This is a genomic window from Clostridium hominis (assembly GCF_014287825.1).
GTDB lineage: Bacteria > Bacillota > Clostridia > Clostridiales > Clostridiaceae > Clostridium > Clostridium hominis.
Window position 1 is genome coordinate 38,307 of sequence record NZ_JACOOO010000037.1, and the last position, 26,980, is coordinate 65,286.

At 27.5% G+C, this 26,980-nt stretch carries 26 protein-coding genes; 1 reads left to right on the forward strand and 25 read right to left on the reverse strand.

The features are described 5' to 3' along the window. Window positions 1–89: 89 nt before the first annotated feature. On the reverse strand, window positions 90–1,295 hold the full coding sequence (locus H8S20_RS15470; protein WP_186860647.1) for a nucleotidyltransferase domain-containing protein: 1,206 nt from the start codon (window positions 1,293–1,295) through the stop codon (window positions 90–92). A 354-nt stretch (window positions 1,296–1,649) separates the two neighbouring features. Here H8S20_RS15470 and H8S20_RS15475 point away from each other — a divergent pair, with 354 nt between their 5' ends. Next, entirely contained in the window at window positions 1,650–1,946 is a 297-nt protein-coding gene (locus H8S20_RS15475; protein ID WP_032120227.1) for a hypothetical protein, read from the forward strand. Window positions 1,947–2,007: 61 nt separating this feature from the next. On the opposite strand, the gene H8S20_RS15480 is transcribed toward H8S20_RS15475, so the two are convergent. From H8S20_RS15480 to H8S20_RS15595, 24 genes are all read right to left on the reverse strand, one after another. Next, window positions 2,008–2,883: a phosphodiester glycosidase family protein gene (locus H8S20_RS15480; protein ID WP_186860648.1), complete on the reverse strand. Its 876-nt coding sequence runs from the start codon at window positions 2,881–2,883 to the stop codon at window positions 2,008–2,010. 28 nt (window positions 2,884–2,911) lie between these two features. Continuing rightward, window positions 2,912–4,477 (reverse strand): lipopolysaccharide biosynthesis protein, encoded by a 1,566-nt coding sequence (locus H8S20_RS15485; RefSeq protein ID WP_186860649.1) that lies wholly within the window; start codon window positions 4,475–4,477, stop codon window positions 2,912–2,914. After that, window positions 4,455–5,636 (reverse strand): glycoside hydrolase family 88 protein, encoded by a 1,182-nt coding sequence (locus H8S20_RS15490; RefSeq protein WP_207725339.1) that lies wholly within the window; start codon window positions 5,634–5,636, stop codon window positions 4,455–4,457. The genes H8S20_RS15485 and H8S20_RS15490 overlap by 23 nt, the downstream gene beginning before the upstream one ends. Before the next feature lie 30 nt (window positions 5,637–5,666). Beyond that, window positions 5,667–6,230 carry an acyltransferase gene (locus H8S20_RS15495; RefSeq protein ID WP_186860651.1) on the reverse strand — a complete coding sequence of 188 codons (564 nt, stop codon included), beginning with the start codon at window positions 6,228–6,230 and terminating at the stop codon, window positions 5,667–5,669. An 8-nt stretch (window positions 6,231–6,238) separates the two neighbouring features. After that, window positions 6,239–7,429, reverse strand: coding sequence for a glycosyltransferase (locus tag H8S20_RS15500; RefSeq protein WP_207725340.1), 1,191 nt, complete (start codon window positions 7,427–7,429; stop codon window positions 6,239–6,241). A gap of 13 nt (window positions 7,430–7,442) precedes the next feature. Next, window positions 7,443–8,633, reverse strand: a complete 1,191-nt coding sequence (locus H8S20_RS15505) for a glycosyltransferase (protein WP_186860652.1) — start codon at window positions 8,631–8,633, stop codon at window positions 7,443–7,445. Window positions 8,634–8,644: 11 nt separating this feature from the next. Further along, window positions 8,645–9,805: a polysaccharide pyruvyl transferase family protein gene (locus H8S20_RS15510; protein WP_186860653.1), complete on the reverse strand. Its 1,161-nt coding sequence runs from the start codon at window positions 9,803–9,805 to the stop codon at window positions 8,645–8,647. 12 nt (window positions 9,806–9,817) lie between these two features. Then, window positions 9,818–10,849: a glycosyltransferase family 2 protein gene (locus H8S20_RS15515; RefSeq protein WP_186860654.1), complete on the reverse strand. Its 1,032-nt coding sequence runs from the start codon at window positions 10,847–10,849 to the stop codon at window positions 9,818–9,820. 49 nt (window positions 10,850–10,898) lie between these two features. Continuing rightward, window positions 10,899–12,089: a glycosyltransferase gene (locus tag H8S20_RS15520; RefSeq protein ID WP_186860655.1), complete on the reverse strand. Its 1,191-nt coding sequence runs from the start codon at window positions 12,087–12,089 to the stop codon at window positions 10,899–10,901. After that, a complete protein-coding gene (locus H8S20_RS15525; protein WP_186860656.1) occupies window positions 12,086–12,928 on the reverse strand; it encodes a glycosyltransferase family 32 protein in 843 nt (280 codons plus the stop codon). The genes H8S20_RS15520 and H8S20_RS15525 overlap by 4 nt, the downstream gene beginning before the upstream one ends. 16 nt (window positions 12,929–12,944) lie before the next feature. Next, window positions 12,945–14,000, reverse strand: coding sequence for a glycosyltransferase family 2 protein (locus H8S20_RS15530; RefSeq protein WP_186860657.1), 1,056 nt, complete (start codon window positions 13,998–14,000; stop codon window positions 12,945–12,947). Between the two features lie 13 nt (window positions 14,001–14,013). Continuing rightward, window positions 14,014–15,090, reverse strand: coding sequence for an EpsG family protein (locus H8S20_RS15535; protein ID WP_186860658.1), 1,077 nt, complete (start codon window positions 15,088–15,090; stop codon window positions 14,014–14,016). Window positions 15,091–15,113: 23 nt separating this feature from the next. Further along, a complete protein-coding gene (locus H8S20_RS15540) occupies window positions 15,114–15,998 on the reverse strand; it encodes a glycosyltransferase family A protein (protein WP_186860659.1) in 885 nt (294 codons plus the stop codon). 15 nt (window positions 15,999–16,013) lie between these two features. Beyond that, window positions 16,014–17,120 carry a glycosyltransferase family 1 protein gene (locus tag H8S20_RS15545; protein WP_186860660.1) on the reverse strand — a complete coding sequence of 369 codons (1,107 nt, stop codon included), beginning with the start codon at window positions 17,118–17,120 and terminating at the stop codon, window positions 16,014–16,016. An 11-nt stretch (window positions 17,121–17,131) separates the two neighbouring features. Continuing rightward, a complete protein-coding gene (locus H8S20_RS15550; RefSeq protein WP_207725341.1) occupies window positions 17,132–18,196 on the reverse strand; it encodes a glycosyltransferase family 2 protein in 1,065 nt (354 codons plus the stop codon). Between the two features lie 61 nt (window positions 18,197–18,257). Then, window positions 18,258–19,412, reverse strand: coding sequence for a glycosyltransferase family 4 protein (locus H8S20_RS15555; protein ID WP_366456402.1), 1,155 nt, complete (start codon window positions 19,410–19,412; stop codon window positions 18,258–18,260). Window positions 19,413–19,480: 68 nt separating this feature from the next. Then, entirely contained in the window at window positions 19,481–20,134 is a 654-nt protein-coding gene (locus tag H8S20_RS15560; RefSeq protein ID WP_186860662.1) for an acetyltransferase, read from the reverse strand. 5 nt (window positions 20,135–20,139) lie between these two features. Next, window positions 20,140–20,823, reverse strand: coding sequence for a CpsD/CapB family tyrosine-protein kinase (locus H8S20_RS15565; RefSeq protein WP_186860663.1), 684 nt, complete (start codon window positions 20,821–20,823; stop codon window positions 20,140–20,142). Then, window positions 20,783–21,508 carry a YveK family protein gene (locus tag H8S20_RS15570; protein ID WP_032120289.1) on the reverse strand — a complete coding sequence of 242 codons (726 nt, stop codon included), beginning with the start codon at window positions 21,506–21,508 and terminating at the stop codon, window positions 20,783–20,785. The genes H8S20_RS15565 and H8S20_RS15570 overlap by 41 nt, the downstream gene beginning before the upstream one ends. A gap of 39 nt (window positions 21,509–21,547) precedes the next feature. Further along, a complete protein-coding gene (locus H8S20_RS15575; protein ID WP_032120290.1) occupies window positions 21,548–22,144 on the reverse strand; it encodes a sugar transferase in 597 nt (198 codons plus the stop codon). A gap of 3 nt (window positions 22,145–22,147) precedes the next feature. Further along, window positions 22,148–23,329, reverse strand: coding sequence for a DegT/DnrJ/EryC1/StrS family aminotransferase (locus H8S20_RS15580; RefSeq protein ID WP_207725342.1), 1,182 nt, complete (start codon window positions 23,327–23,329; stop codon window positions 22,148–22,150). Window positions 23,330–23,903: 574 nt separating this feature from the next. Beyond that, window positions 23,904–24,617, reverse strand: a complete 714-nt coding sequence (locus tag H8S20_RS15585; protein WP_186860664.1) for an ABC transporter ATP-binding protein — start codon at window positions 24,615–24,617, stop codon at window positions 23,904–23,906. A gap of 307 nt (window positions 24,618–24,924) precedes the next feature. After that, on the reverse strand, window positions 24,925–25,677 hold the full coding sequence (locus H8S20_RS15590) for an ABC transporter ATP-binding protein (RefSeq protein WP_186860665.1): 753 nt from the start codon (window positions 25,675–25,677) through the stop codon (window positions 24,925–24,927). Between the two features lie 325 nt (window positions 25,678–26,002). Then, window positions 26,003–26,980, reverse strand: coding sequence for a branched-chain amino acid ABC transporter permease (locus H8S20_RS15595; RefSeq protein ID WP_243177716.1), 978 nt, complete (start codon window positions 26,978–26,980; stop codon window positions 26,003–26,005).

Below are 26,980 nucleotides of genomic sequence, written 5' to 3' on the forward strand. Positions count from 1 at the left end.
AATATCTAATTAAACTATCTATATAACCAGAAAACTATGCAGAAATTAAATCTACGTAGCACATTCTTTAAATTATTATCCATTAAATTTTATATCTCTAACCACCTTATTAGATTATTTCTATCTTTAGATATCTTGATTCCTCTATAAAGTATCCTGATATTTTCAATTAAACTGTAATCCTCATTGAATCTACCATGGTAAATTTGTTGAATACCTGCTATAGGCTTTAATATTTTTATTTTTTTTGCATAACTATATTTTCCTTCTAATGTTTCATCAGCTGGATTTAATACTATAATTAATTTTTTCATCATACTAATGAAAGGATTGTCATCATTTTGATTCATATTTATGCTTATAGAATTTCCTATAGTCTTTGTTTTATCACTTGTTCCAAATACTCCACCTACTATAATATCCTCTATTAGCAACTCTAAATTTGGACTATATATTATATCTCTATCAAGTACCTCTTCTGGAATTTCCATATTAAATAAATTTCTACATAATGCAAATATTATTAAAGTAAATCTTTCAATTTCTTGTTCCTTAGCTTTATTCCTAAAACTTGTCCAATCTATCTTATATCTATATGCTTCTGTAAATAATACTAAGTCTGCTATTTGTCTTAAACCAAATCCCATACCTATCATATGATGCACCATGTGATGACATAGATGCAATGCAAAATCCTCATAACCTAAAGTTGTAATTTCAGTATTTATAATTTTTGTTTTTATTGTATTTTTCCATAAAAACTCATCTAATTCTTTTCCTTCAATTAAGCTCCAATGTACCTCTATCATTGGATAAAGCCTATGTCTAAATTTCAGGTGAAAATGTTCATCCTCACTTTCTAAATCATATCCTATATTTTTAAGAACTTCTGTTATTCTTGGTATATCCTTCTCATTTACTAATACATCTGCATCACACATACTTCTTTGGTCTGGCTCAGGATATAATTCTCTAACCACTAACCCCTTTAATGCTATAACTGGTATATTATTATCATTAAACTCTTTAAATACTATATCTAAATAAGCAATTTTTCTAACCTGAGCTATTCCTGTGTAAAAAGCAAAGGCTTTCATTCTTTCTAATAATTCATCACTTATATTTAATTTATCCTTGTTATTATTTATAATTGAATAAATAACTCCTTCGATATTATGATCAGTAGCAATATTTATAAAATTATCCCAATTTACATTATCATATATCTTGATATTGTTATCTTTTCTTATTGCCCTTGATAATAACTCTATCAACTGACTTTCTGTATTATTCATAATATGGCCATTCCCCCCCTTAAATACAGTCTTTTACCATATTATACCACCATTTTCTTGTATAATTATTATGTTTTCTTCATCAAATTGATTCATTATTATCTCTAATTCTCTGTATTTTGACTAAAAAGTCAAAAGTTATTACACTATTTCAATACGAAATATTAATCACTTTTAATTCTTGATTAAATTCCTATTTCACCGTGTCTATTTTTCATTATAATAGCATTTATACTATTACCATTGAATATTATATTCACTAATTACTCCAGTAACACTAGATAACACTTCCTCATATTATGTATTAAAAAATCATCTTTGATAAATATAAAAAATGCTAAGGAGGAAACCATTATGTCTCTATACAAAGTCACAACAACATTTGCACTTGTTATGGATAAACCTAAAATATTATCTAACCTATTAGGTATATTAATTAAAGACAACATAATTGAAGTAATTAACTTTTATGATAATTGGGCTTATTTTAAATACAAAGATCAAGATGCTTATACCCATTCATATAACTTGGCAGAGCTTAGTAAAGAAGACTTATTAAAGAATGATGAAAGTGATAAAGATGATGAACTATGTGGTTTATCTCCTTCAATGATTTCTAAGGATATATATTGTGATAATAATAAAAAATAGTAAATAAAAAAACACTGCATATTGTTGCAATGTTTATACCCTTTTATCAATTTATAAAATTTTAATCTACAAAATATAATATGTCTGATATAGGCCTTTCCCCATACCAATCACAAGGATTGTTTAATACCTCACCATTAAAATATAATGTAGTAGAGCCTCCACCATCTAAATTATATCCCCAATAGCATCCCCTACTCTTAAGCTCAGTAGCAACATCATAAAGACTCATTCCAATAGATTCATCACTTCTACCATCAACTACTAGAATAACATATTCAAGCGGGCCACATTGCCCAATAGCTGTCCTTGGCGATAAATCATTCTTATACCAAGTATCACCATAATCAACGATTTCACCTTTCCTAATAAGATCAGGTCCAAAATCATAAGTATGCATAGCCCCTTTTGCAACTAATTCTTCACCTGTAAATTGATCATCATATATTCTAAAATCACCATCTTCCTGTATAACAAGAGGATCACAATCAAGCCTTGTATCCCTATAAACAATACCATCACGAATAACGTAGCTACTCTTATTAAATCCATATGCAGCTCCATTAATAGCAAGTACAGCATTATTATTCATAGCCATAAAAGAAGTAGTTTCTCTGTTTTTCAAATTAAATTCATCACCTGCAAAAGCTGATTTTATCTGAGATCCATCATTTACCTTTATTAATATTTCCCACATTTCTATGTTAGGATTAGTCTTCTTTATAGGATTAATATTTATGGTCATTGTATCAGACCTATACTCAATAGCTCCATTTTCATCATCTTTAGTTATATATATTTCATTTTGTTCATTAAAAACGGTACTAGATTTTTCTACTTCATTTTTCATCTTTATTTTTTTTATTGTTCTAACTCCTAGTATTGACGTAATAATAATTAGAATTACACTCAATATTATTATTATTCTTTTTACCATATTAACCTCAATTAATTCTTTTAATCTTTTATATAAAAATACTTTCTTTTACCTTTAATAATGTTTTATTATAAAAACTAAATATTATTGTTTTAAAATAATTAAATTCTCTAGTTTTAAATAAACAAACTAAAAACACCAGGTTTGATGTAACTGCACAAATAATAATCTTTAAGATTAATTTAACTGTAGAGTCAACATATATAAATCTACTTAAATAATATGATATTAATAACGATAAAATAATTATTAATAAATACCTTATATATTTAATAAAATATTTACTAGCTTTTAAACCTAGTCCATACTTAAATACAGCATAAGGATCATACCAAGTATTAGTTAAAATTCTTGCTATTGCAGTAGCCAATAATATTCCAAATAGACCTAATAAATTACCTAAAACTATTGATAATATTAAGTTAATAGTAGCAGTAACTAACAATAAGTATCTTCCATATCCAAATAATCCCATTGTATTTTTAAATGTCCATACAGCATTTTGCATTCCAACCATATAAAAATTTACTGCTACTATAATGGCTATATTTATAGGTAACACATATTCATCACTCAGCCATACTCTTATAACATCATTAATCAGCAGTATTATACAAATACTCGAAAAACCAAATAACCAAAAGTTTGCAAAATTCATGATATCAAAAAACTCTCTTTGTCTTTCCTTACTTTCTTTTGCATTTAGGTTCCCAACACTTGCAGTAATTCCCCCAAATATTTGACTTAATACAGTATTTATAATTCCAGTTAACAATGTATAGTTTGAATACATTCCTACAGATGTTAATCCTGAAAAATATGTAATTATCATATTATCTGTATTATTTACAAGTACTCCACTTAACTTAACAATCATTAATGATTTAATATTTTTTATTAAGCTTGCTTTATTTTTTTTATCTAACTTATCTTTGGTTTTACTTTTTAAGAAAGGATACATTTTGTCGGCTATTTTAGAGATGATTAAATTATATATTATAGAACATACTGCTTGAACTGATAAATATACCATAAAATTTCTTGTTATAACTAAAACAAATATTTGTAAAATGGTTTGAACTATGCTAATTAAATAACTTACTATTGATGAAATGTAATTTTTTTGATCTGCTATGATTATTGATGTCTTATATGAGTAAAAATAAGTTATTACAGTATTAAACAAATAGAATAAATATAACACCTGTATATTTTCATTTATATTAGGAGTATTTTTGATAATTATATTTAAAAATGGCATAAGAGCTAATCCAATTATTCCAATAATTATACCTATAATCCTATATGTCTTTGAATAGAATCTCATTAAAACTGTTAATTCTTTTTCATTTCTTTCTGCCAAAGGCTTATATAATGCATATATAATTGCACTTCCGACTCCTAATTCCGCTAATGATAATATAGATAAAATATTAGTAAATAATCCACTTATCCCTAAATACTCAGCTGCTAAAAACTTAATAAATACAGTTCTACTTATAAACCCTAATATAGTTTGAATAAATTGTCCTAAGAATCCAGTCAATATGTTTCTTATTGAATTTACTGTTCTAGATGCTGTATTCAATTTCACTTTTATTCACCTCTTTACTTGCTTTAACTATTGCTCTTAATGCGAAACCTTGTGTAAATGGAAGTTTATCAAATAACATTGAATACACCCCTATATCCTTCGTATCCCCCTGTGAAAAATCAATGGTGCCATCTCTTCTTGTCACGGACATAAGATACTTAATAGCCTTATCACAAGCTAACTTGCACTCTTTTTCTATATCTTTAATTATGGAAGCATAAGTTAGAAAATATGCTAATGTTGCTGTGGTAGATGAATCAATTCTTGTTTCCTTTCTAGTAACAGTCCATCCCCATGCCCCATTATTTAATTGAAGTTTTAGTATAGATTTTGAAAAAGTAACTACTATCTCTTCAATCTCTTTCTTATACTTATTATTTTCAGGTAGCTCTCTCCACGAATCTATTACTCCTATGGCAAACCATCCTAATCCTCTGCCCCATCCACATAGTCCTAACTTATATTTATTCTTTATATCATAAGCGTGGAATGGTATTATATTTTCATTATCAAATCCATATTTATAATAGTCTTTAATTTGATTAATAGCTAATTCAATAGCCTCTTCATAATTAAACCTTACTCCATACTTTATTAAAAACGGACATATAAAACCAATAGTATCTACATATCTGTAATCTTCCATGCTTTTTCTATACTTTACAGTTTCATCAGATCCGATTAATTCTCTAATTAAACTATAAGTTTCATCATAAGATACCTTATACTTGTCCACTTTATCATAATTCATAACAGCATATGATAATATTGCACAATCAATAAATTTAAGCTTCTCTTTCCAACTACCGTCCTTATTAAAATTTGACTTTAAAAATTTATTTATTTCTATTTTTATATTATTATCACTTTTAACTTTAAGATAATCATTTAATCCTAATAATAACGCTGCTTGTTGCCAATGCTGTATTGCATTTTTACTGTAATTCCCCTTAATTCTTTCTATAATTGTAAGTCTAGTATTATCTGTTACCTTTATCTTTGGAGTGTTATTCAACCACTTAATACTTTTATTAACTATAGCTTGAATCCAAATTTCTTCATTTTCATATCTTCCAATATGTACCCTCGATACCCATGTTTTTAATAAAGGAACTATATCACTTAGTACAATTGTTAATACAATTAATAAAATTATCATAGTAATATATATCATATTTTTTCCCTTCTTCTAAACCATATACCCCATTGAATCCTTCAGTTTTTCCTTCATCTCTATTTTCATATCTTCAGTTAGCTTGCCCGATCCATTTGAATAATCCCAGGAAAATTTAGGAAGTAATTCTAACAACTCTCTATTTTTTTCTATATATTTAATCTTAGTTTCTATTACTCTTGCTGGATTTCCTGCTACTATAGAATTTGGTGGCACGTCTTTAGTTACTACTGAGTCAGCAGCTACAATTGAGTTTTTCCCTACTGTTACACCTGGCATTATTAAAGCTCTAGCTCCTACAAACACATTATCCTCAATAATAACTTGTCCTACTTTTGTATATCCTAAATCACGCTTTGTTGAAGCATCATGGGCTAATAAATATGCTTGAGGGGCAATAGTAACATTATCTCCAATAGTAATTAAGTTACAATGTGAGTAATCGAATATACATCTGGGTTGTATCGAACAATTTTCTCCAATTTTCATTCCTCTTTTAACATAATCTTCTAACCATATCTCTTCTAATATACGCTTTCTTACTCTAGCTCGTATAAAACTAAATATTCTTTTTATCATAAATATAATTAAACTCCTATTACATCATATAAACATCTAATCTCATATTCATTTCCTAAGCTTTCTTTGGATAAATTATTAATTAACTTATCTTTCAAATTTTTATCATTTATTAGTCTCTCTATTTCTTTAGCTAATGCTTTACTATTCATATCACATATTAGGCCATTAAATCCATTTACTATTTGATCTTTTGATGTAGAAAAATTAGTTACAACTATAGGCTTATTTAATATTTTAGCTTCATCTATAGCTATTGACTTGCCTTCAAATCTAGATGGTTGTACATATATATCTGAATTTGCTATATATGGATATGGATTTTCTTTAATTCCTAGTAATTTAAATTCATTTTCTAGTTTTAATTTTTTTATTAGACATTCTAGCTTACTACGTTCTTCTCCATCACCTAATATATTCCACCTTATCTTATAACCTCTTTCTTTTAAAGTAGCACACGCTTCTATAGCAAGCTCAAAGCCTTTTTGATAATTTAATCTCCCAACAGATACTATATTTATATTCTTATTACTAAAGCTTAGATCGCTTATTTTTTCTAACGATAATTTCTTTATAGTATTTTGTGAAATTATATTATGCATTAACTTAAATTTATCAGTATACTGTGGAAATGTACGTTTTAATACATTTAAACATTCATCTGAAACAGTAAATACATAATCTAATTTATTAAAGTATTTATTATCAATATACTTATTCATTTCTAACTTTTCATAATCATTATGAATCCAGCCTATTTTTTGTCTTGCATTTACCTTATCCACACAAAAATATACTGGATTTTTTTCTAAGTAACCTATTGCTACATCGTACTCTGTATCTATTTCCTTTAAAGATATCGATAAATACTTCCATACTCTCTGTTCCATAACTGATTTTATTTTCTCAGTTTTAAAAATATATACAGATAATAACCTAGCAATAGCATTCTTGAAATCACGCTTCTTTAAAAGCTCATATACAGCCTTTTTAGTAGACATATCAAAATATTTATAATTCTCTGGTTCATCAAGTATATTAACTTCCTTAGGAACCTTTGATAGAAACAATCCTTCTTTTTTAAATAGAAGTAAATCAACACTATATTGTGAATAATCAATAGTTTCTAATAATGAAATCAGCGCCTTTTCTGCTCCTCCGCAATTTAAATTATTCATTACAAATAAAATTCTCTTCATAAATTTTTCCTCATTAATTCTCTATAAGCTCATACAATTTATATATTTCTTTTTCTTTACTTACTACCGTGTTCTTTAAATTACTAACTATACTTGTATACAAATTATCATTAATAATTAAACTTTCAATTCCATTACTTAAAGCATTACTATTCATTTCAGTTATTATTCCATTAATATTATTAGTTAACTGATCCTTTATAGTACTAAAATTTGTTGCAACTATAGGTTTGTATAATATTTTTGCTTCATCAATTGCTATAGATTTCCCTTCATATCTTGATGGTTGAACATAAATATCAGCTTTTGCTAAATATTTATATGGATTCGGAGTAGAACCTACTAATAAAAACTCGTCTTTTAATCCATTTTCATATATCATTTCTTCTAATGAATTTCTTTCCTGTCCATCGCCAACTAAAATCCATTTTATCTTAAGACCTTTACTCTTTAATATTTTGCAAGCCTGTACAGCAATATCAAATCCTTTTTCATAGCTTAGTCTACCTACAGAAACTATAACTTTTTCATTCCTTGAGATTGGTAATGATATATTTTCTTTTGATAATTTATTTATTATCCTGCTTGAAACTATATTTTCAATAACCCTTATTTTATCTTTATAATCTACAAATTTAATTGATAGTATATCTTTACATTGATCTGAGACAGTTACTACATAATCAAACTTAGAGAAGTATTTTTCATCAAATACTTTATCTGCTTTTAGCTTATTGTAATCTGTATGTATCCAAGCTACTTTTTTATTAGCTTTTATACAATCAGCACATATATAATTTGATGTCTTTTCAAGATATCCAATAGCTACATCATAATTCTTATCTATTATTCCAATAGCACTCTTCATATATTTCCATGTATATTGTTCTCTTTTCGCAACACTTATATTTTTTCTATTCCCTATAAAAAATATTATCCTATCAAATGCTAATCTTAATTTCCCGTTAATTAAAAATTTAAGTATTGACTTCTGTAATGATTGATTAAATATTTCTAAATTTCTAGGAGTATCTAATATATTTACTTCTTTCGGTAAGAAATCTAAAAATACTCCTTTTTTATTAATAAGAAATAAATCTACATTATAATTTTCATAATCTATTTGTTGTAACAAATTAACTAAACTTTTTTCTCCACCACCAATATTTAAACTTGGAATAATAAATAAAATATCCTTTTTCATAATGACCTCTATTATGCTATTATTTCTTTTAAATACTCAGCACTCTTATATGACATTCTTTGTATTTCTGGTATTTTATGCTCTAAAGTTTCTCTTATTTCTTTTTCTTCTTTTAATAGCTGATTAAATCCTAATATTAATTTATCCACATCTGATATTTCTTTAATTCCTAATACTAGCTTTTCTTCACCAAATAAGTCTTTAGCTATACCTCTAGATTTTATACTATATCCTAAAACCATTGTTGGAACATGATTTGAATAAGCAGCTATAGTAGCATGAGTTCTAGCCCCTATAAAAAATCTCATTCTTGCAATATATCCTTTATATTGAGTAGCAGTTAAATTATTAGGTAATAAAATTACCCTTTTAGTACTTTTGAATTTTTCATATATCTCATTAAGTACTTCCGAATCATCATTTCCTTTATCTATAACATGTGGAGTTAGTGCTATTACCGATTTTGTGTACTTCAATATATATTTAATTAATTCAATAGTAGCTTCCATAGCATTAGGATTTCTCTCTAACATTAAAGGACTGAGATTTATACCTATAGTATCATCTTTCTTCCATCCTTTAGGTAAAGGTAGTTCATCTTTTTCCATTGTAAATGCAGGATCTGCTACAAGTCTTACATTATTTAATCCTCTTGACTTAAGAACATCATAGGTTAATGATTCTCTTGCTAAAATCAAATCAAAGCACTTTAAATCTTCTAGTTTTCTATCTGACATATCCTCATCCCCAATAGAACATGCCCAAAGTACTAACTTTTTACCTTTTTTCTTAACATTTTTATCTATTGCATATAACCAATCTTGCTCGCCATAACAATAATTATCTCCACCTATAGACAAACATACATCTATATCTTTAATTTTATCTACAGTTGCTTTATGAATCTGAGTTTGTGCATATTTATCTGTTCCATTTAGCTTCAATTCTAAAAAAATCTTTAACTTTTCAGTAAAAGATGGATTAATCTCTCTTGGTAATGCATTAATAAAATTATCAACATCTTTTATTATTTTATCTGTCTCTGGTCTCCAAGAGGCTAACTCTATATATGAATTAGGAATAGTATCTTTAATTATTCTGCTGCTTGATCTTACTATAGCCTCACATCCTCTATTTAAACTTCCATTATGTGCAAACATCATTACTCTCATACTAACCCTCCATTATCTATTTCTAAATCTACTATATGAAGTTAGCATCCATATAGCTAAAGTATTTTTACTCCTAATGCTATTAATAATAGCTTTTTCATACCATCCTCTATTATTACCTATCTCTTCGTAATATTTATTAATTACCAAATTTAAATTGCTATTATTTATCATGGCTTCTACATATTTATATCTATCTTTTAATGTATTATTTTTATTTGGAACAAAATAGACATATGTTAAGCTAATAGCTGTATTTATAAGCTTTAATGATTTTAATCTATCTATTTCTTCTATATCCATCGGCCATTTTTCATATTCTTCTATATTTCTATTAAAAACATTTATTGCTCGTTTAAAATAATCCTTATTTATCACATTTCTTGTCGCACTACCCTCTACATATCTGTAATAATATCCTTCATAATCAATAAATTTACATCTATTAACTTGAGTAAATGCCTTAATATTAAATAATCCATCTTCACCTAGATCTAGTCCCACCGGAAATTCAATATTATTTTTACTTAATACATCTCTTTTATAAATCTTATTACATACTGAATTTAAACTATCTTCCTTAATCAGAAATGGATATATGTTTTTTTCAATATCTGCTTTATTAAAAACTTTATTCTTTTCAAAAGGTAAGCTAAATACAGTTTCATTATCTTTAAAAACATTTTTCCACCCACATATAACTATATGGCAATTATCATCTTTAGCCTCATTATATAGTCTTTCAAAATAATTATTTTCCACATAATCATCCGCATCAACAAAACCTATATATTCACCAACTGCCTTTTTAATTCCGATATTTCTTGCTACACTTACCCCACTATTTTTTTGATTTATTAAACTTATTCTTTCATCACCGTATAAATATTCTTTAATTATTTCTTCACTTTTATCTGTAGAGCCGTCATTAATAAATATAAATTCACATTCTTTTAAATTCTGATTAATTAAACTCTCTATACACTCTCTAATATATTTCTCACAATTATAAACTGGAATAATAACTGATACTTTAATATTCATTAGTAATTCTCCATAAATTGATATAAACTATATCTTAAATATAAACATCTTAATTAAATAACTCATATAACTTGTCTAACTCATTTGAGTTATTAAAATTTGATTTTTTACAATTATTACTTAAACTCAATCTTGATTCATTCTTTTTGATTAACTCTTCAATACCATAAGCTATCCCTTCTACATTTAACTCTGATATATATCCATTTACTTTATCTTTAACTTGACTTTTAGCAGTTGTATAATTTGTTATCATTACTGGTTTACCAAGTATTTGAGCTTCTGTTACTGTTACCGCTTTTCCTTCATATCTAGAAGGCTGAACATATAAGTCACAAGCTTTCATATATGGATATGGATTTGTCTTTTTCCCTAATAAAATAAAGCTATCCTCAAGATTATGTTCTTTTATTAAACCTTTAATTAATTCCTCATCTCCTCCATAACCAACAACATACCATTTAATGTTTTTTAATCCTTTGTCATGTAATGATTTCAAAGATCTAACTGCATTATCTATTCCTTTTGCATAACATAGTCTTCCTACAGAAACTATATTAAACTTATCTCCTTCAAATTTTTCTTCTATATATTCATCAGCCATTTTTCTAACGAATTCTGGTGACGTTATATTCTCCATTACTTTTACTTTATCTTTTAAACTAGGATATTTTTTTTCAAAAGAATTTTTGCACTCTTCTGATACTGAAATTATATAGTTAAATTTATTCCATACTTTTAAATCTTCTTTTATGTCTGTTTCTATTTTAGAATAATCAGTATGTATCCAAGCTATTTTTTTCTTTGCCTTCACCTTATTAGCTATAAAATAATGTGGCCATAAATAACTTATTGCTACATCATATTCTTTATCTATTTTAGGTAATAATAGCATAGAATATTTCCACATAAGCTGCATTTGATAATATCCAACTTCATCGATACTATTAATTTTCCCTATAATATTTGCATTTATATTTGCTAAAATTCTAGATATAGCTATTAAACACTTACCTTCTAAAAATATTTGTTTAATTGATTTTCTAAATGTAGAATATTCATCTATTTCATTTAATAAATTGCACCTACTATTTAGAAACTTCATAAAGTCACCTTGTTGTCTATAAAGAAATAAATCAACTTGATTATTCTCATAATCAAAATTATCTAATAAATTTATTAAACTTCTTTCAACGCCTCCAACTTCCATATCAAAAGAAGCTATTAATATTTCTCTCATGATTTATTCCCCTCTTTAATACTATTATTAATTTTTTCTCTAATTTCAGCTACTCTATTCCCACCAATAATAAATGATAGGACCCTTTTTAAACTACACTTTACTCTTGTTGAAAAAGGCAACCAACTTTTATAAAAATGATGAATAGCATAAGTATTTTCATTTTGTTTACTATAGCAATTTATATAGTCATATGGTGAAAAATACTCTTGTGGATAAAATGTTCCAATCCCTTTAATTTTTTGAAATTCTCCATTTAAATTAACTCCCATCTTTTTAACCATATCACTTACTATGGCCACATTAGTTAAAGTATCTATTGATCCATCAAGTTTAACAAAACTCTTTTCATTATAACTATCTAAAAATTTTCCTATTAATTCATTATTTTTTCTTGCTCCTATTGTGCTAGTCGCTATAAAATTTTTTTCCTCAAACCCCCAAAAAGATTCATTACTTAACAAATCATCAAACCGCTTAAACACCTCTACATCTGTATCTAGGTATATCCCCCCATAATTATAAAGAGCATATACCCTAACATAATCACTAACAAATGCATATTTACCACTTTCATAAGCTTGTCTCACAAATTCATTTATATTTATATCAAAATTATCTTCATTCCACTCTTTTATTTCATAATCAACTAAAATGTTTTTCCATGACTCTATGCATTTTTTAACTATTAGAGGTTTTTCTTCTCTTCCAAACCAACAATAATGTATTAATTTAGGTATACTATTCATATATTTTCTTAAACAACTATCAAATGAAGTTGTCTCTATTCCAATATCACCTAAATTATCACTATATAAATTCTCATAATTTTCTCTCATAAATTTACTCCATACTTCAAAGTACTTTATTTATTGTATTTAAAACTAATCTTTTTATATTAGTTTTTTTATAAATGCTTTCACCAAGTTGATATAAATAATTTGAATCTTTATTTATTATGGAGTTAATAAAATCAGTACTAAAATATTTTAAACTGCCCTCATTGCTGCATGATTCTATTACTTCACCATATGAAATAAAATAATTTATACATCTTTTCTTCTCTACTTTACTTAATGAACCATAGAATAAATTTAAAATACAAGTTTTCAATGTATTTAAAAGCATAATACTTATTCCATTGTATTTATCTTCCTTAGTATCACTATAATATTTTTCAATAATTATTTTTTGCACCCTATAAACATTAATAACATCCTCAATTAAGTAAGGCATATATTTGCTTGTTCCTCCCCCATATCGATAATAATACAATGGAATATCAATTAATTTTATAGTTTTAGCTCTAAAAAAAACTTCAAAATTAGTCATTAAATCATCATAAAAGAACCTTATATACTTAGAGTATTTAAAAGCATCTTGTATAACTTCCCTCTTATATATCTTTCCCCATAAAGTTGATGGGAAAGGATGTCCATGTAACCAAGCTGCTATTAATCTTACCTCTATTTCTTTATTTTTATATATTTTATTATCCTTAAAATATGTTCTATTTCCTTCTACTTTTATTACACCATAATTACCCAATACTTTATATGAGTTAAAACATAATATATCAATATTTTCTCTATCCAACTCCATAATCAAAACTTCTAAGGCATTCCTATCTAGCCAATCGTCTGAATCAACAAATGTAATATACTTTCCTGTCGATTTATTAATACCATCTATTCTTGCCTTAACAGATCCTTCATTTTCCTTATTTATTACTTTAATTCTTGAATCTCTTTTAGAAAATCTATTACATATTTCTAAACTACTATCTATTGATCCATCATTAACTAAAATTAGCTCTATATCCTTATATGATTGTTTTACTATTGATTCTAAACATTTCTTTAAAGTTTTTTCTGCATTATATATTGGTATTATTATACTTATCATAGCCATAAAGTAACCTTTCTTAATTTAGTATATAAAATAAATCATATAATCTATATTTAGTCGAATATAAATTACTAGTTCCCATTCCATTCTCATAGTAAAAGAATATGAAATAACATATTATAAATATAAAATATATCATTCTTCTCTCCTTACCTTTAAAACAGTTTTTAATAATATAGGGAACAAGCACAAAGTTATACAATTGAAGATAAAGAGTAAGTCTATTAAATATCCAGTTAAACATACCAAGCCCTACAAACATAGCATTAATTATAGATATGTTTACAAATATATCCCCTTTATTCCATTGCTCTGATATCTCTTTTCTTTTTAGGTAGGCTAATATAATTGGAACCATATTAACTACTAATCTCATGAAGCTTGAACCACCTTCATCAAACTCTGAATAACCTGAATACTGAGTATTTTCTAAAGCCTTAAATAATATAGGTGAAATATAATCATATAATAAAACTCCTACTACTCCCAAAGCTATAAATATCCACATTTTTTTAGACCACGCTTTTTGTCGTACTACAAAATACAAGGGAATCATCATTACAGCCGAACCATGAAATGTTGATATTAATAAAACACAAATTGAATACTTCACAAATTTTCCCTCTTCTATGAATTTAGTACAAGCAAAAAGTAAGGCTGCTGCTAGGCATTGTCTTAATCCATTCATAGTCACAATATAGTACCCAGAAGTTATATACATATACACTTGAAGTTCTAAATATGATCTATATCTATTAAACATAATTACATTAACTAAATTAGTTATTAATGCAGTTGTAAATATTAATATTTGTGGATCTGTTGAAATTTGCATTAATAATAAGCTCATAAAATCCAATGCAAAATCTCCCTCAAATTTAAAGGATGCAGGATTATTAGCTAGTATCTCAAATGAGTGCATATAAAATGGTGTATCTCCTATTCCTGATCTTAATCCTGATACTAAAACCAAGATGATTGCTACTAATATACTCCAAAATATAGCTGCTAGCTTAAATTTTCTATCGTACTCTAATCTAGCTAATAAATAAAATAAATATGTAGATGCTAATGTTCCATAGAATACTCCCATACTCTTTCCCCCTAGTTTATTCTTTATACCTCTGCTGTTTTTTTCATAATATAAAAATACATTATCATTCCAAATGGTATTGCTAATATAGTTAGTAACTTACACGGGGTTTCTATTAAAAACCTCTTGTTCTTACTTATTAAACTACTAGATACATAGTGTATGCATTCTTTAAATTTAAACTTTAAAGTAGCCTTTGGATTATTTAAATTATCTATTCTTATAAATGCAAAACCTTTTGGATTTTTTCTATATTGATTTATCATATTTAATGATGAACCATCCTCCATATATTCAACATTGCAAACAACCTCGTTCATTAATAGTAATTTATAATTTTCATCTAACTTAGCATATTTATATGCCAAACTTACATACTTTTCACCCTCAAATATTGGATATGGATACATCTTAGTTAAATCGCTTCTATAAATAAGCTTTTTATCACCTTTTAATCCATACTTATTATATATATCAAAATAAGTTGATTCTTTTGTATTATCTGGAAACTTATCTCCTATAATTTGTCCATTAGTATAAGAATCTAAAGCCATAATTCCTGCAATTCCTTCTCGCTTATTTTTCTTCCAAAAGGAAACTATTTTTTCTACTGCATCATTAGGCATATAATCATCTGAATCTATGCATGTATTTATTTCAGTATTAATGTGTTGGTATGCTGTATTATGTGATCCATGCATCCCTTGATTCTCTTGATAATAGTACTTTATTTCAACTAGGTTTTCTTTAACCCATTTATCAACTAACTCTTTAGTATTGTCTGTAGATCCATCATCTACGATAAGCCAAATAAAATCTTTTGAAGTCTGTCTTTTTAAGCTCTCATAACATTTATTTAATATATATGCTCTATTAAAAGTTGGCGTAAAAACTGTTAATGTCTTCAAAAAATCTCTCCTTTCTTATGCATACTCTTTACTATAAAAATCTACAAGCCATTTTACATTAGTTGATGAATCATATCCCTTTTCTATTAATTCATTTGTTAAATCTTTCTTTTCAAAGTTTCCTGTTAATATGTTTTTTGCCCATACTTCAGGTAACATTTTCAAATCCATAAATTCAACATTCCCTGTAATATTACTTTCTATAGTAACTCCTGTGGATGTTATACATCTTAATCCAGCCGCTTGAGCCTCTACTAAAACAACGGCTAGTCCTTCGTATAACGATGGAAAAAGAAATAAATCCATAGCCTGCATTAATTCATTTATATCTGTTCTTAATCCTAAAAATCTAACAGATTTGTCTAAACCTAATATCTTTACTTTTTCTTCAATCTGTTTTTTTAAGTATCCTTCTCCAATAAGAATCAATACTGTGTCTTTATCAATTTTATGAATCTCATTAAATATATCTATTAAAAAATCATGATTCTTTTGTGGATTAAATCTTCCTACATGTCCAATTACTTTTTTTCCTTCAATATTCAATTCTTTTCTTACTCTATTTCTTATTTCATTATTTATTTTAAATTTTTCCGTATCAACAGCATTGTTGAGGGTTTTTATAATACCACTATCAGATATCCTTTTACCAAATAACCATTCGCCTGCTCTTTTAGAACATGTAAAGTATTCAGTTAAATTACCTTTTAAATTCATTCTTCCGTAAAGCCTAAAAGGGTACTTATAATCTAACTTTAAATCTGATAAATGACTATGAGCTATTCTGCATTTTACTCCAGCATTTTTAGCCGCTCTAAGTACAAAACCACTATTTTCATTTATATGTGAGTGAACTACTCTATACTCTTTATGATTATTAAAAAATTCATCTAATTTATTAAAATAATTTTTATAATTCCCAGGTCTTATCATAGGCATCCTGTATATTTTCCCACCTAAAGACTCTATTTCATCGTCATAATCTCCCCTTTCTTTGCGATGTGTCATAAAATCAAATTGAATTTTATCTCTATCAATTTTTCTATAATAATTCATAAGCATAGTTTCTAAACCACCACGGTTCATTATTGTCACTACTTGCAATACCCTTATTGGCTTCATAATCCTTCCCCTTATGCTATTCTCTTTCTTAAAAACTCTATTCCATTTATCATTACATAGCTTGGTAATGCCATAGCTTTTTTATTAAATAAGTAAAATATCCTCCAGTGTATCTTAAAATTTTTTAAGTCTAAGTTTTTATAAGCTTCTCTCATATACCCTTCCTCTAATATATCTTTTATATTTCTTATCTTTATAAACATAGATTCATTATTATCCTTACTACATTCAATAAGCTCCATTCCTAAAACAGAGATACATATTCTATTATTTAGAGCTATTTCATAGTTACTATCTAAATTATTTTCTTTAATAAAATTCTTGATATATTTAAAGTAGGTTCTCCTTTTCTCTTTAAAGTTTGATATATATCTAGATGTTATAGACTTAGGATTATCTCTCCAATAGTGATACATTGGTTTATTTAATAAAACTACCTTATTTGCCTTATTAAATGCATAAATATTGAATAATGTATCTTCTCCTGATCCTATTTCATTTAGATCTACAAATTTAATATCATTATTTATTAATAAGTCTTTTCTATACATTTTAGCCCAGACCGTTCCTAAAGCATCTAAGTACTCAGGATTTGATAATTCCTCTTTTAAAGGTCCAACTAATTTCCTTAATAATTGTGATTTAACCTGTTGATTTTCATACATACTTATTTTTGGCAAATTAAATCTCTTTTCCTTTGAATGATTTTTAAACTCTCTAATATAGGTACACATAACAATATCTACACTATCTATATGCTTGTACATATTTTCAATCATATTAAGTTCTATCCAATCATCGCTATCTACAAAAACAATATACTCTCCTCTAGCCTCACTAATCCCAAGATTTCTATTATAAGACACTCCAAAATTTTCTTTATCAATTACTTTAATTCTTTTATCTTTATTTTCATATATTTTTAAAATATCTAAGCTTTTATCTGTTGAACCACCATTTATGGTTATTACTTCTATATCCCTAAAGGTTTGATTTATTAAACTATCCAAGCATCTCTCTAAATAATCTTCAACATTATAAACAGGAACTATTATACTTACCTTTGGATTTATCAATATTTATCATCTCCCTCTAGAAATAAAATTTATGTTGTATAAATTTCTTCAACAGTTTTATTTACATATATGAAAAAATCTTTTCATATGAAATATCCCCATATACCTCGCCATATATATCTTTAATCTCACTTACTATATTTCGAACATTATACTTATTAATCTCTTCTGAAACCTCAAAGCTTCTATCATTTAAAATATAGTATTTTTCAATCTCTTTAGCTGTATTTATATAATCTCCAACCTCTACAAGCGAACCAACACTTTCATTGCAAACTACATCTCTACATCCTCTTATATTTGTAGCAATTACTTTCCTACCACAAGCCATAAACTCCATAAGGTTTCTAGGTAACCCCTCCCTATGTGACATAAGTATTCCTATATCTGAAACATTTATAAGCTCATTTATATCTTCTCTATATCCTAATAACTTTATATTTTCTTCTAGCCCACTTTTACTTATTTCTTTTTTTATGTGCTCTAATAATTTTCCATCCCCGACACAAAGAACTTTAATATTATGGTATCTATCCTTTAGTAATTCCATTGCTTTAATTAGCTGAATATGATTCTTATTTTTATTTACTTCTGCTATATTTAAAACAACAAAATCCTCTTCCTTTAAATCTAATTCTTCTTTCTTATTTTCTATTTCTTCATCACTTAACTTTTTATATTTATTAAGATCTAATCCAACTCCACTCATTAAATAACATTTTTCCGGATTAAGTTTATTTTTAGTTATTTCATAATCCTCTTTATTAATATTTATAGTTACATTAGTAAGACTAGCCATAAATTTTTCTATAGGATAATACAGCATCCATCCTAACTTTGATCCACCTTTTAAAAAGTGGTATCCATGTGCAGTATATATAGTTTTTAGCCTTGGGAACTTAAATCTAAGTAATCTACCATATATACCTGCAATAGGTGTATGAACATGTATTACATCATATTCATTTATAGATTGGATATCTATTAATTTATTAAAAGCTTTTATGTTTCCTAATCCTAACGGGTTTCTTGAAAAAGGAACTTCGAAAACCCTAACTCCCTTTGCTTGTAATTTTTTATCTAAAGGCTTGTCTATCGAACAAGCGCAATCAACTTTATATCCATTAGCTAAAAGCATCTCTATATGGGGAACTAAAAATGCATTTATAGTTCTACTCACTGTTGTTACATATAATACTTTTTTCAAATTCCCCACCTCGTTAGTTCTTAATTAATCATTTATATTAAAAGCATTGTTTGCTTATTTCAACTTGTAATCTGTCACTAATTAGTTGTAAGTTGTAACTCCTTAATAACCTTTGCTGGAACTCCAACTGCTGTACAATATGGTTCAATATCATTTATAACCACAGCTCCAGCCCCTATAATCGCTCCTTGACCTATTATCTTGCCTTGAATTACTGTTGAGCCTGATCCCATAGTTACACCTTCTTCGATTAAGTCATTTCCTGAAACATTAACATTCCATAATAATGAAGCGTAATCTTTAACTACCGAATCATGTCCTATTCCGCATTTAGGACTTACAATTACATGTTTTCCTATTTCAATATTTGATGTTAATATAACACCTTCATAAACTATTGACCCTTCCCCTAATGTCATAAAGTCATGTATCCATACTCTTGGATGAACTATTGTTGCAAATTTATATTTTCCATTTAATTTACTTACTATTCTTTTTTTAACCTTATAATTTGCTATAGCTATTACTACATAAGTATCTTCAGAAAAGAATCCTAATGAATCTAGGCCTCCAATAACTGAATATCCATTAATAACTTTTCCCCAATTATCAACGTTATCATCTATAAATCCAATCATATTCCAGGTTGGCTCTAGCTCATTTATTTGTTGTATCATTAAGGAAACTTCTCTACCTACACCACCTGCTCCTATAATAATTAAGTTCTTCATATTATCTACCTTGCTATTCTAAACTTCTTTTTGCTACTCTCAGAATAATGTTTGTAATATCCATATTTTTCCTTAAAATCAGAGCCATTTAATATACTTCCTATAATATTAGCTCTAACTTTTTCAAGCTCATTATATGCATGCTTTATATACTTTCCTTTAGTTTTTTTTGCTCTTACAACTAATATAGTTCCATCACATTTTGCCGCTAATAACTGTGCATCAGTAACAGCCATCACAGGTGGTGTATCTATCACTATATAGTCATACCTTACAGACATTTCATCTATAAATTTTTTCAACATATTTGATCCTATAACTTCTGCTGGATTAGGTGGCAAAGTTCCAGCTGTAATTAAATCTACTCCTTCCCCTACTGATATTATTACCTCTTTTTCTGTACATTTATCTACTAATAAATCTGTTATTCCTACCTCATTAGAGACTTTAAATTTTTTATGGAGAGAAGGCTTTCTTAAATCACAATCAATTATAAGTACCTTATTCTTATTTTCACTTAAAACATAAGCTAAATTTCCTGAAACTGTAGACTTTCCTTCTCCTGCTATTGAACTTGTAACTACTAGAGTTTTGATTCTTTTGTCAACAGAAGAATAATTAATGCTAGTTCTTATTGATCTATACGATTCAGCCGATATTGACCTTGGCATTTTGTTTGCTATGAACATAATTATCCTCCTTTACGAATTCTTTTTCATGTTTAGGTATATCTCCTAATACTGGTATTGGTAACAATTTTTCTAAATCTTGTTTATTTTTTAATGTATCATCTAAGTAATCTATAACTAAGATTAGCCCAATAGATGCTATTATTCCAAATACTACTCCAACTTGAACAACCCTAACTTTGTTAGGAACACTCATACTTTCGTAAGCATTATTTACTATTCTTGGACTTAAATTTGGTATTATCTCCTGTAATCTTTTAATAAATTCCTCTGCTACAACATCAAGAGTTTTTGCATTTCCACTTGTAACTCCTCCGTAATATCTCATAGTTACTATAGGAGAATCCTCTGAAGATTGAACAGATATGGAACCCATGACTTGACCTGGATCTTTATCTATATTATTTTTTTTAAGCACATCTGCTAAAAACTCTTCTGTCATAACCATATCTTTTAGAGTTTGAATATTTTTCCCATAAAAATTCATTTCTTGCATTATTGAATAATCCAATCCTTCTTCTTCTACTCCCATAAAAACACTTAGCATAGCACTATATGACGGTTGCATTTTAGAAGCTTTTAAATATGATACTCCAGTTGTTATCATCGTAATAACTATAATTATCCAAAACTTCTTTTTAAATAAAGTAAATAACGATTCAACATCAATTAACTTATCGTCCATACTAATCCTCCTCTAGCCTTTGTATACCACTTTATTAGCCTAATTGTTGCCATTAAAATATTCCATTGTAATGCTTTCATTTTGATTTATTCCATCTCTCTTCACAACCTTATATATCGTTAAAAAAAGTATCTTTAAATCAAGTAAAAATGATCTATTATCTACATACCAAACATCTAGTTCAAACTTTTCATTCCACGTTAATGAATTTCTTCCATTTACCTGAGCCAATCCTGTAATACCAGGCAATACATCATGCCTTCTAATTTGCTCATCATTATATATACTTAAATATTGTTTAAGTAATGGTCTTGGACCAACTAAACTCATCTCTCCCTTTATTACATTTATTAATTCCGGAAGCTCATCTAAGCTTGTAGCTCTTAAAAATGAACCTAGCCTTGTGACCCTGTCAAAGTCAGGCAAGTCATCTCCATACTTATCTTTTACATCCTTCATTGTTCTAAACTTTATTATCTTAAATACCTCATTATCTTTCCCTACCCTTTCTTGAAGAAATAGCACCGGAGTTCCTAGGCTTATTTTTACCAAAAAGTAAATAATTAACATTATAGGTGATAAAAAAAATAATAATACCGTTGAAATCAAAATATCAAATACTCTTTTAATAAACATATCTTAAATCTCTCTAAATAAATCTTTTATAATTTCTATTACGTATTCTTGCTCTTCTATAGTCATCTTTGTATCTGAAGGTAAACATACTCCTCTATTAAATACGTCTTCTGATACACTTGTTTCATCTTCTTCATTATGCTTAAAGAATCTATATTCTTCAAAATAAGGTTGAAGGTGCATAGGCTTCCAAACTGGCCTTGATTCTATATTTTCTTCTTCTAAAGCTAAAATTATATCAATAGGTTTTACCTTTGAATCATTAGATAAAATAATAACACTTAACCAATAATTAGGTTCACCATAATTTCTTACTGTCGCCATTTCTATATCTTCTATTTCAATAAAGCTACTTTTGTAAAATTCATATATTTCTTTTTTCTTTTTTATCCTATCTTCTATAACCTTTAGTTGTCCTCTTCCTATTCCAGCTACAACATTACTCATCCTATAGTTATATCCAAGCTCACTATGTTGATAATATCTTGTATTATCTCTTGATTGAGTTGCCCAAAATTTTGCCTTTTGAAGTCCATCTATATTATTTGATACAAGCATACCTCCACCAGAAGTAGTTATTATCTTATTTCCATTAAAAGAATAAATACCATATTTACCTATAGTCCCTGTTTGAACTCCCTTATAAGTTGCACCTAAACTCTCTGCTGCATCCTCAATAACTGGAACATTATATCTATTACAAATTTCCATTATTGGATCCATATCTGCACTTTGTCCATAAAGATGCACCACTATAACAGCCTTTGGCGATTTACCCAATTCTTCATAATATTTAAAGGCATTTTCTAAAGCTATAGGTGACATATTTAAACTTCCTGGTTCCGAGTCAATAAATACTGGTTCAGCGCCTTCATAAATTATTGGATTGCATGTTGCTACAAATGTTAAACTTGAACAAAATACAATGTTTCCTTTAGTTACATCTAATAATTTTACAGCCATATGAACTGCTGCAGTTCCTGATGATAATGCTAGTCCTCCCCCTGAACCAACATAATCTGATAATTCTTGTTCAAAGCTTTCGACATTTGGTCCTAACGGAGCTATCCAATTGCTCAAAAATGCTTCATCTATAAACTTTCTTTCATACTTTCCCATATGTGGTGATGATAAAAATATTCTCTTATCGATCTTAGGCTTAATCCTTCTGCGCGTTAACTCCATTATCTTCCCCCCTAAAGATAGGATAATCCCACCTCTCTACTAAAATTATTATTTAAATATACTTTAATCTTCACCCTATAGTATTCTTATGTTTTATATTTTACCATTTATTTACACAATACAAGAGAACTTTTTGTCGTCTTTTTCTTACTCTAATCTTCTATATTTTTAATATTTTTAGCACTTTAAAAAATATTTATTGAATTTCTTCTAATCTTGTCTTTATAAAATAATTTTTTCATAAATTTTAAGAATATAATTATACTTTTCATTTAAATATTACTTTTTTTTAATTACTTTAGTAGGAGATTATATTTTCTGAGAAATTTTCTCTATAATTTGAGTTTTTTCTTAACATAATAAATAATTGTTTAATCCAAATGTCTAGCCATAGATTAAATAGTTATTTTTATATGACCTACAAAATAAAAAAAGACAGACTTCTACGTCTATCTTTCTAAATCATCTAAATTATTTACTATTCTCAGACCTTTTATCACATTTTATTTATTATATCTTTAAATTAAACATCTATTTATACCGATGTAAATACCAATAATTATAACTAATGGCACTATCCAAGATAAGCTTCTCTTATTCTATCATCCTTGAGTAATACCTCTGCTTTCCCATCAATAACTATAGTTCCTGTTTCAAGTACATAAGCCCTATCAGCTATTGAAAGTGCCATATTAGCATTTTGTTCTACAAGCAACACCGTAGTACCTGATTTATTTATTTCAACAATAGTATTAAATATATCTTTTACTACCATAGGAGCTAATCCCATCGAAGGCTCATCAAGTAAAAGCATCTTAGGCTTACTCATTAAAGCTCTTCCTATAGCAAGCATCTGTTGCTCCCCCCCTGATAATGTTCCAGCACTTTGATTCTTTCTTTCCTTTAATCTTGGAAACTTTTCAAAGACCATTTCATAATCCTTTTTAACTTGTGCCTTATCCTTTCTTAAATATGCCCCAAGCTCTAAGTTTTCCATAACTGTAAGGTTGCCAAATATCTTTCTACCTTCAGGTACATGACTTAATCCCTTTGATACCAACTTATTTGCACTAACTCCATTTATATTTTCACCATAAAAATATACTTCACCTGATTTAACCTTTTCTAATGAAGATATTGCTCTTAAAGTTGAAGTTTTGCCAGCTCCATTTGCTCCAATAAGAGTTATTATCTCTCCTTCATTAACATTCAAGCTTATTCCCTTTAAAGCATGAATTCCACCATAAAAAAGATTAAGATCTTTAATTTCTAAAACACTCTTTCCCAATATTTAAGCCCCCTTTCATTTCTAACGAAAAAAATTGCTTCATTAATATATGTAATTTATTAAACCAATTTAACTTTAATTCATTATATATAAAATACTAATTTTTATATAAATACATATCTCCTCTTAATATAGTAATAAGTCTTAATTAACACCCATGAACCGATAAAAATTCATGAGTATTAATTAAGCTAATATATTAAGTGGGAGAAAACTTATTCTAGTTAAGAGTTAAGAGTGAATAGTTAACAGCGATTTTAAAAAAATTATAAATCATCCTTGCTTCAGCAAAACTATCCCTGTGCCATCAAGCACCCAAATATGCTTCTATAACTCTCTTATCTGTTTTTATATCTTCTGGAACTCCTTCTGCAATCTTCTTTCCATAATCTAATACAGAAATCCTATCACATATTCCCATAACAAGCTTCATATCATGCTCTATTAATAAAATTGATATATTAAACTTGTCCCTTATATTCTTAATTAATTCTGATAATTGCATTGTTTCTTGTGGATTCATACCAGCTGCAGGTTCATCTAAAAGAAGTAGCTTTGGACTTGTTGCAAGTGCTCTTGCAATTTCAAGTCTTCTCTGTTCTCCATAAGAAAGATTTCCCGCTTTTTCATTTGCCTTATCTAATAGATTGAAGGTATCCAATATATTTCTTACCTCTTCATCCATTTTATTTTCAATCTTTCTAAATTTCTTTGTTCTAAATATAGCATCAAAATAACTATATTTAACTCTATAATCATAGGATATCTTTACATTATCCATAACTGTCATCTTTTCAAATAATCTTATATTTTGAAATGTTCTTGCTAACTTTTTTGAAGTAACAACATAAGGCTTTAACCCATGAATAGGTTCCCCAAGATAGCTTATAGTACCTTCTGTTGGTGCATAAACTCCTGTTAGCATATTAAATATTGTAGTTTTTCCTGCTCCATTAGGGCCAATCAGTCCTACGACTTCCTTGTCCCCTATTTCAATAGAAAAATCTGAAACAGCAACTAATCCACCGAATCTAATTGTAAGCTTGTCAGCCCTTAACATATTCCCTCCTTGCTCATGTTAGTATTATTGAAAATATATATTTGCTTTAGCACCGATTCATTTCGTATATAATTTCTATTATTCCTTCCATTAAAATTACTAAGGTTTAATAACTCGTACCTCAAACAATTAAACCTCTTAACGCAATTTTAATTCCAGAAATAATGAAATTATAGTTACTCATTTATATGTGCTTCCACAAATATATATTTTCAATCTTACTACTAACATAATCTTTTAATTTTTTACCATACTGAATGATGAAACTACTACGTACTTTCTAAAAAATAAATTTTCAAAACCATATCTGCTGATTTTTTAATTATTACTTATCGCTTGTCATTTGAACTTTATCGTATTTCTTGATCTTTTTATTTTTAAATTTTGCTATAATATCTGTAATTTCTAGTGTTCCAAATAGGCCTTGTGGTCTAAATATCATTAATATAACTAATGTTATTGAATAAAATATCATTCTTAAATCTGCGAATTCTCTTAATGCTTCCGGTAAGATTGTTAGAACTATTGCTGCTATTACTGAACCTGTTATTGATCCCATTCCTCCTAATACTACAAAGGTTACTATTTCTATAGATTTTAAGAAGTTAAAGGTTGTTGGTTGAATAAATGCTGTATAGTGTGCAAATAACCCTCCTGCAAATCCTGCTATTAGCGCTGATATAAAGAATGCTACCACCTTGTATTTTGTTGTATTAACCCCCATAGCCTCTGCTGCAATTTCATTTTCTCTTATTGCAAGCATTGCCCTACCTTTTGTAGATTTGACTATGTTCACCACAACTACTATTACAAGAACTACTGCAAAGTAAGCTATTGTAAATGTAGTCTTTTTAGGTATTCCGGTGAAGCCTCTAGCCCCACCTACTATGTCCATATTGGTTATTAAAACTCTTATTATTTCACACACTCCTAATGTAGTTATTGCAAAATAGTCTCCTTTTAATTTTAATGTTGGAATACCTACAATTACCGACATAGCAGCTGCTGTCACTGATCCAGCTATTAAAGATACAACAAATGGCATCCCTAAATTTACTGAAAAGAATGCTGAAACATAAGCTCCAATTGCCATAAATGCTGCATTTCCTAAACTTAATTGACCTGTTATCCCTGTAATTAAGTTTAATGAAATGGCTAAAATTATATTAATACAGCTAAGTATCATTAGCCTTGTGATATATCTATTTATTATATTTGCCCCAATAAGTGAATTAATGATGATGAAGGCTCCAAATACTAGTGCTATGGTAATTATCTGATTTCTATATTTTTTCATCTTCAT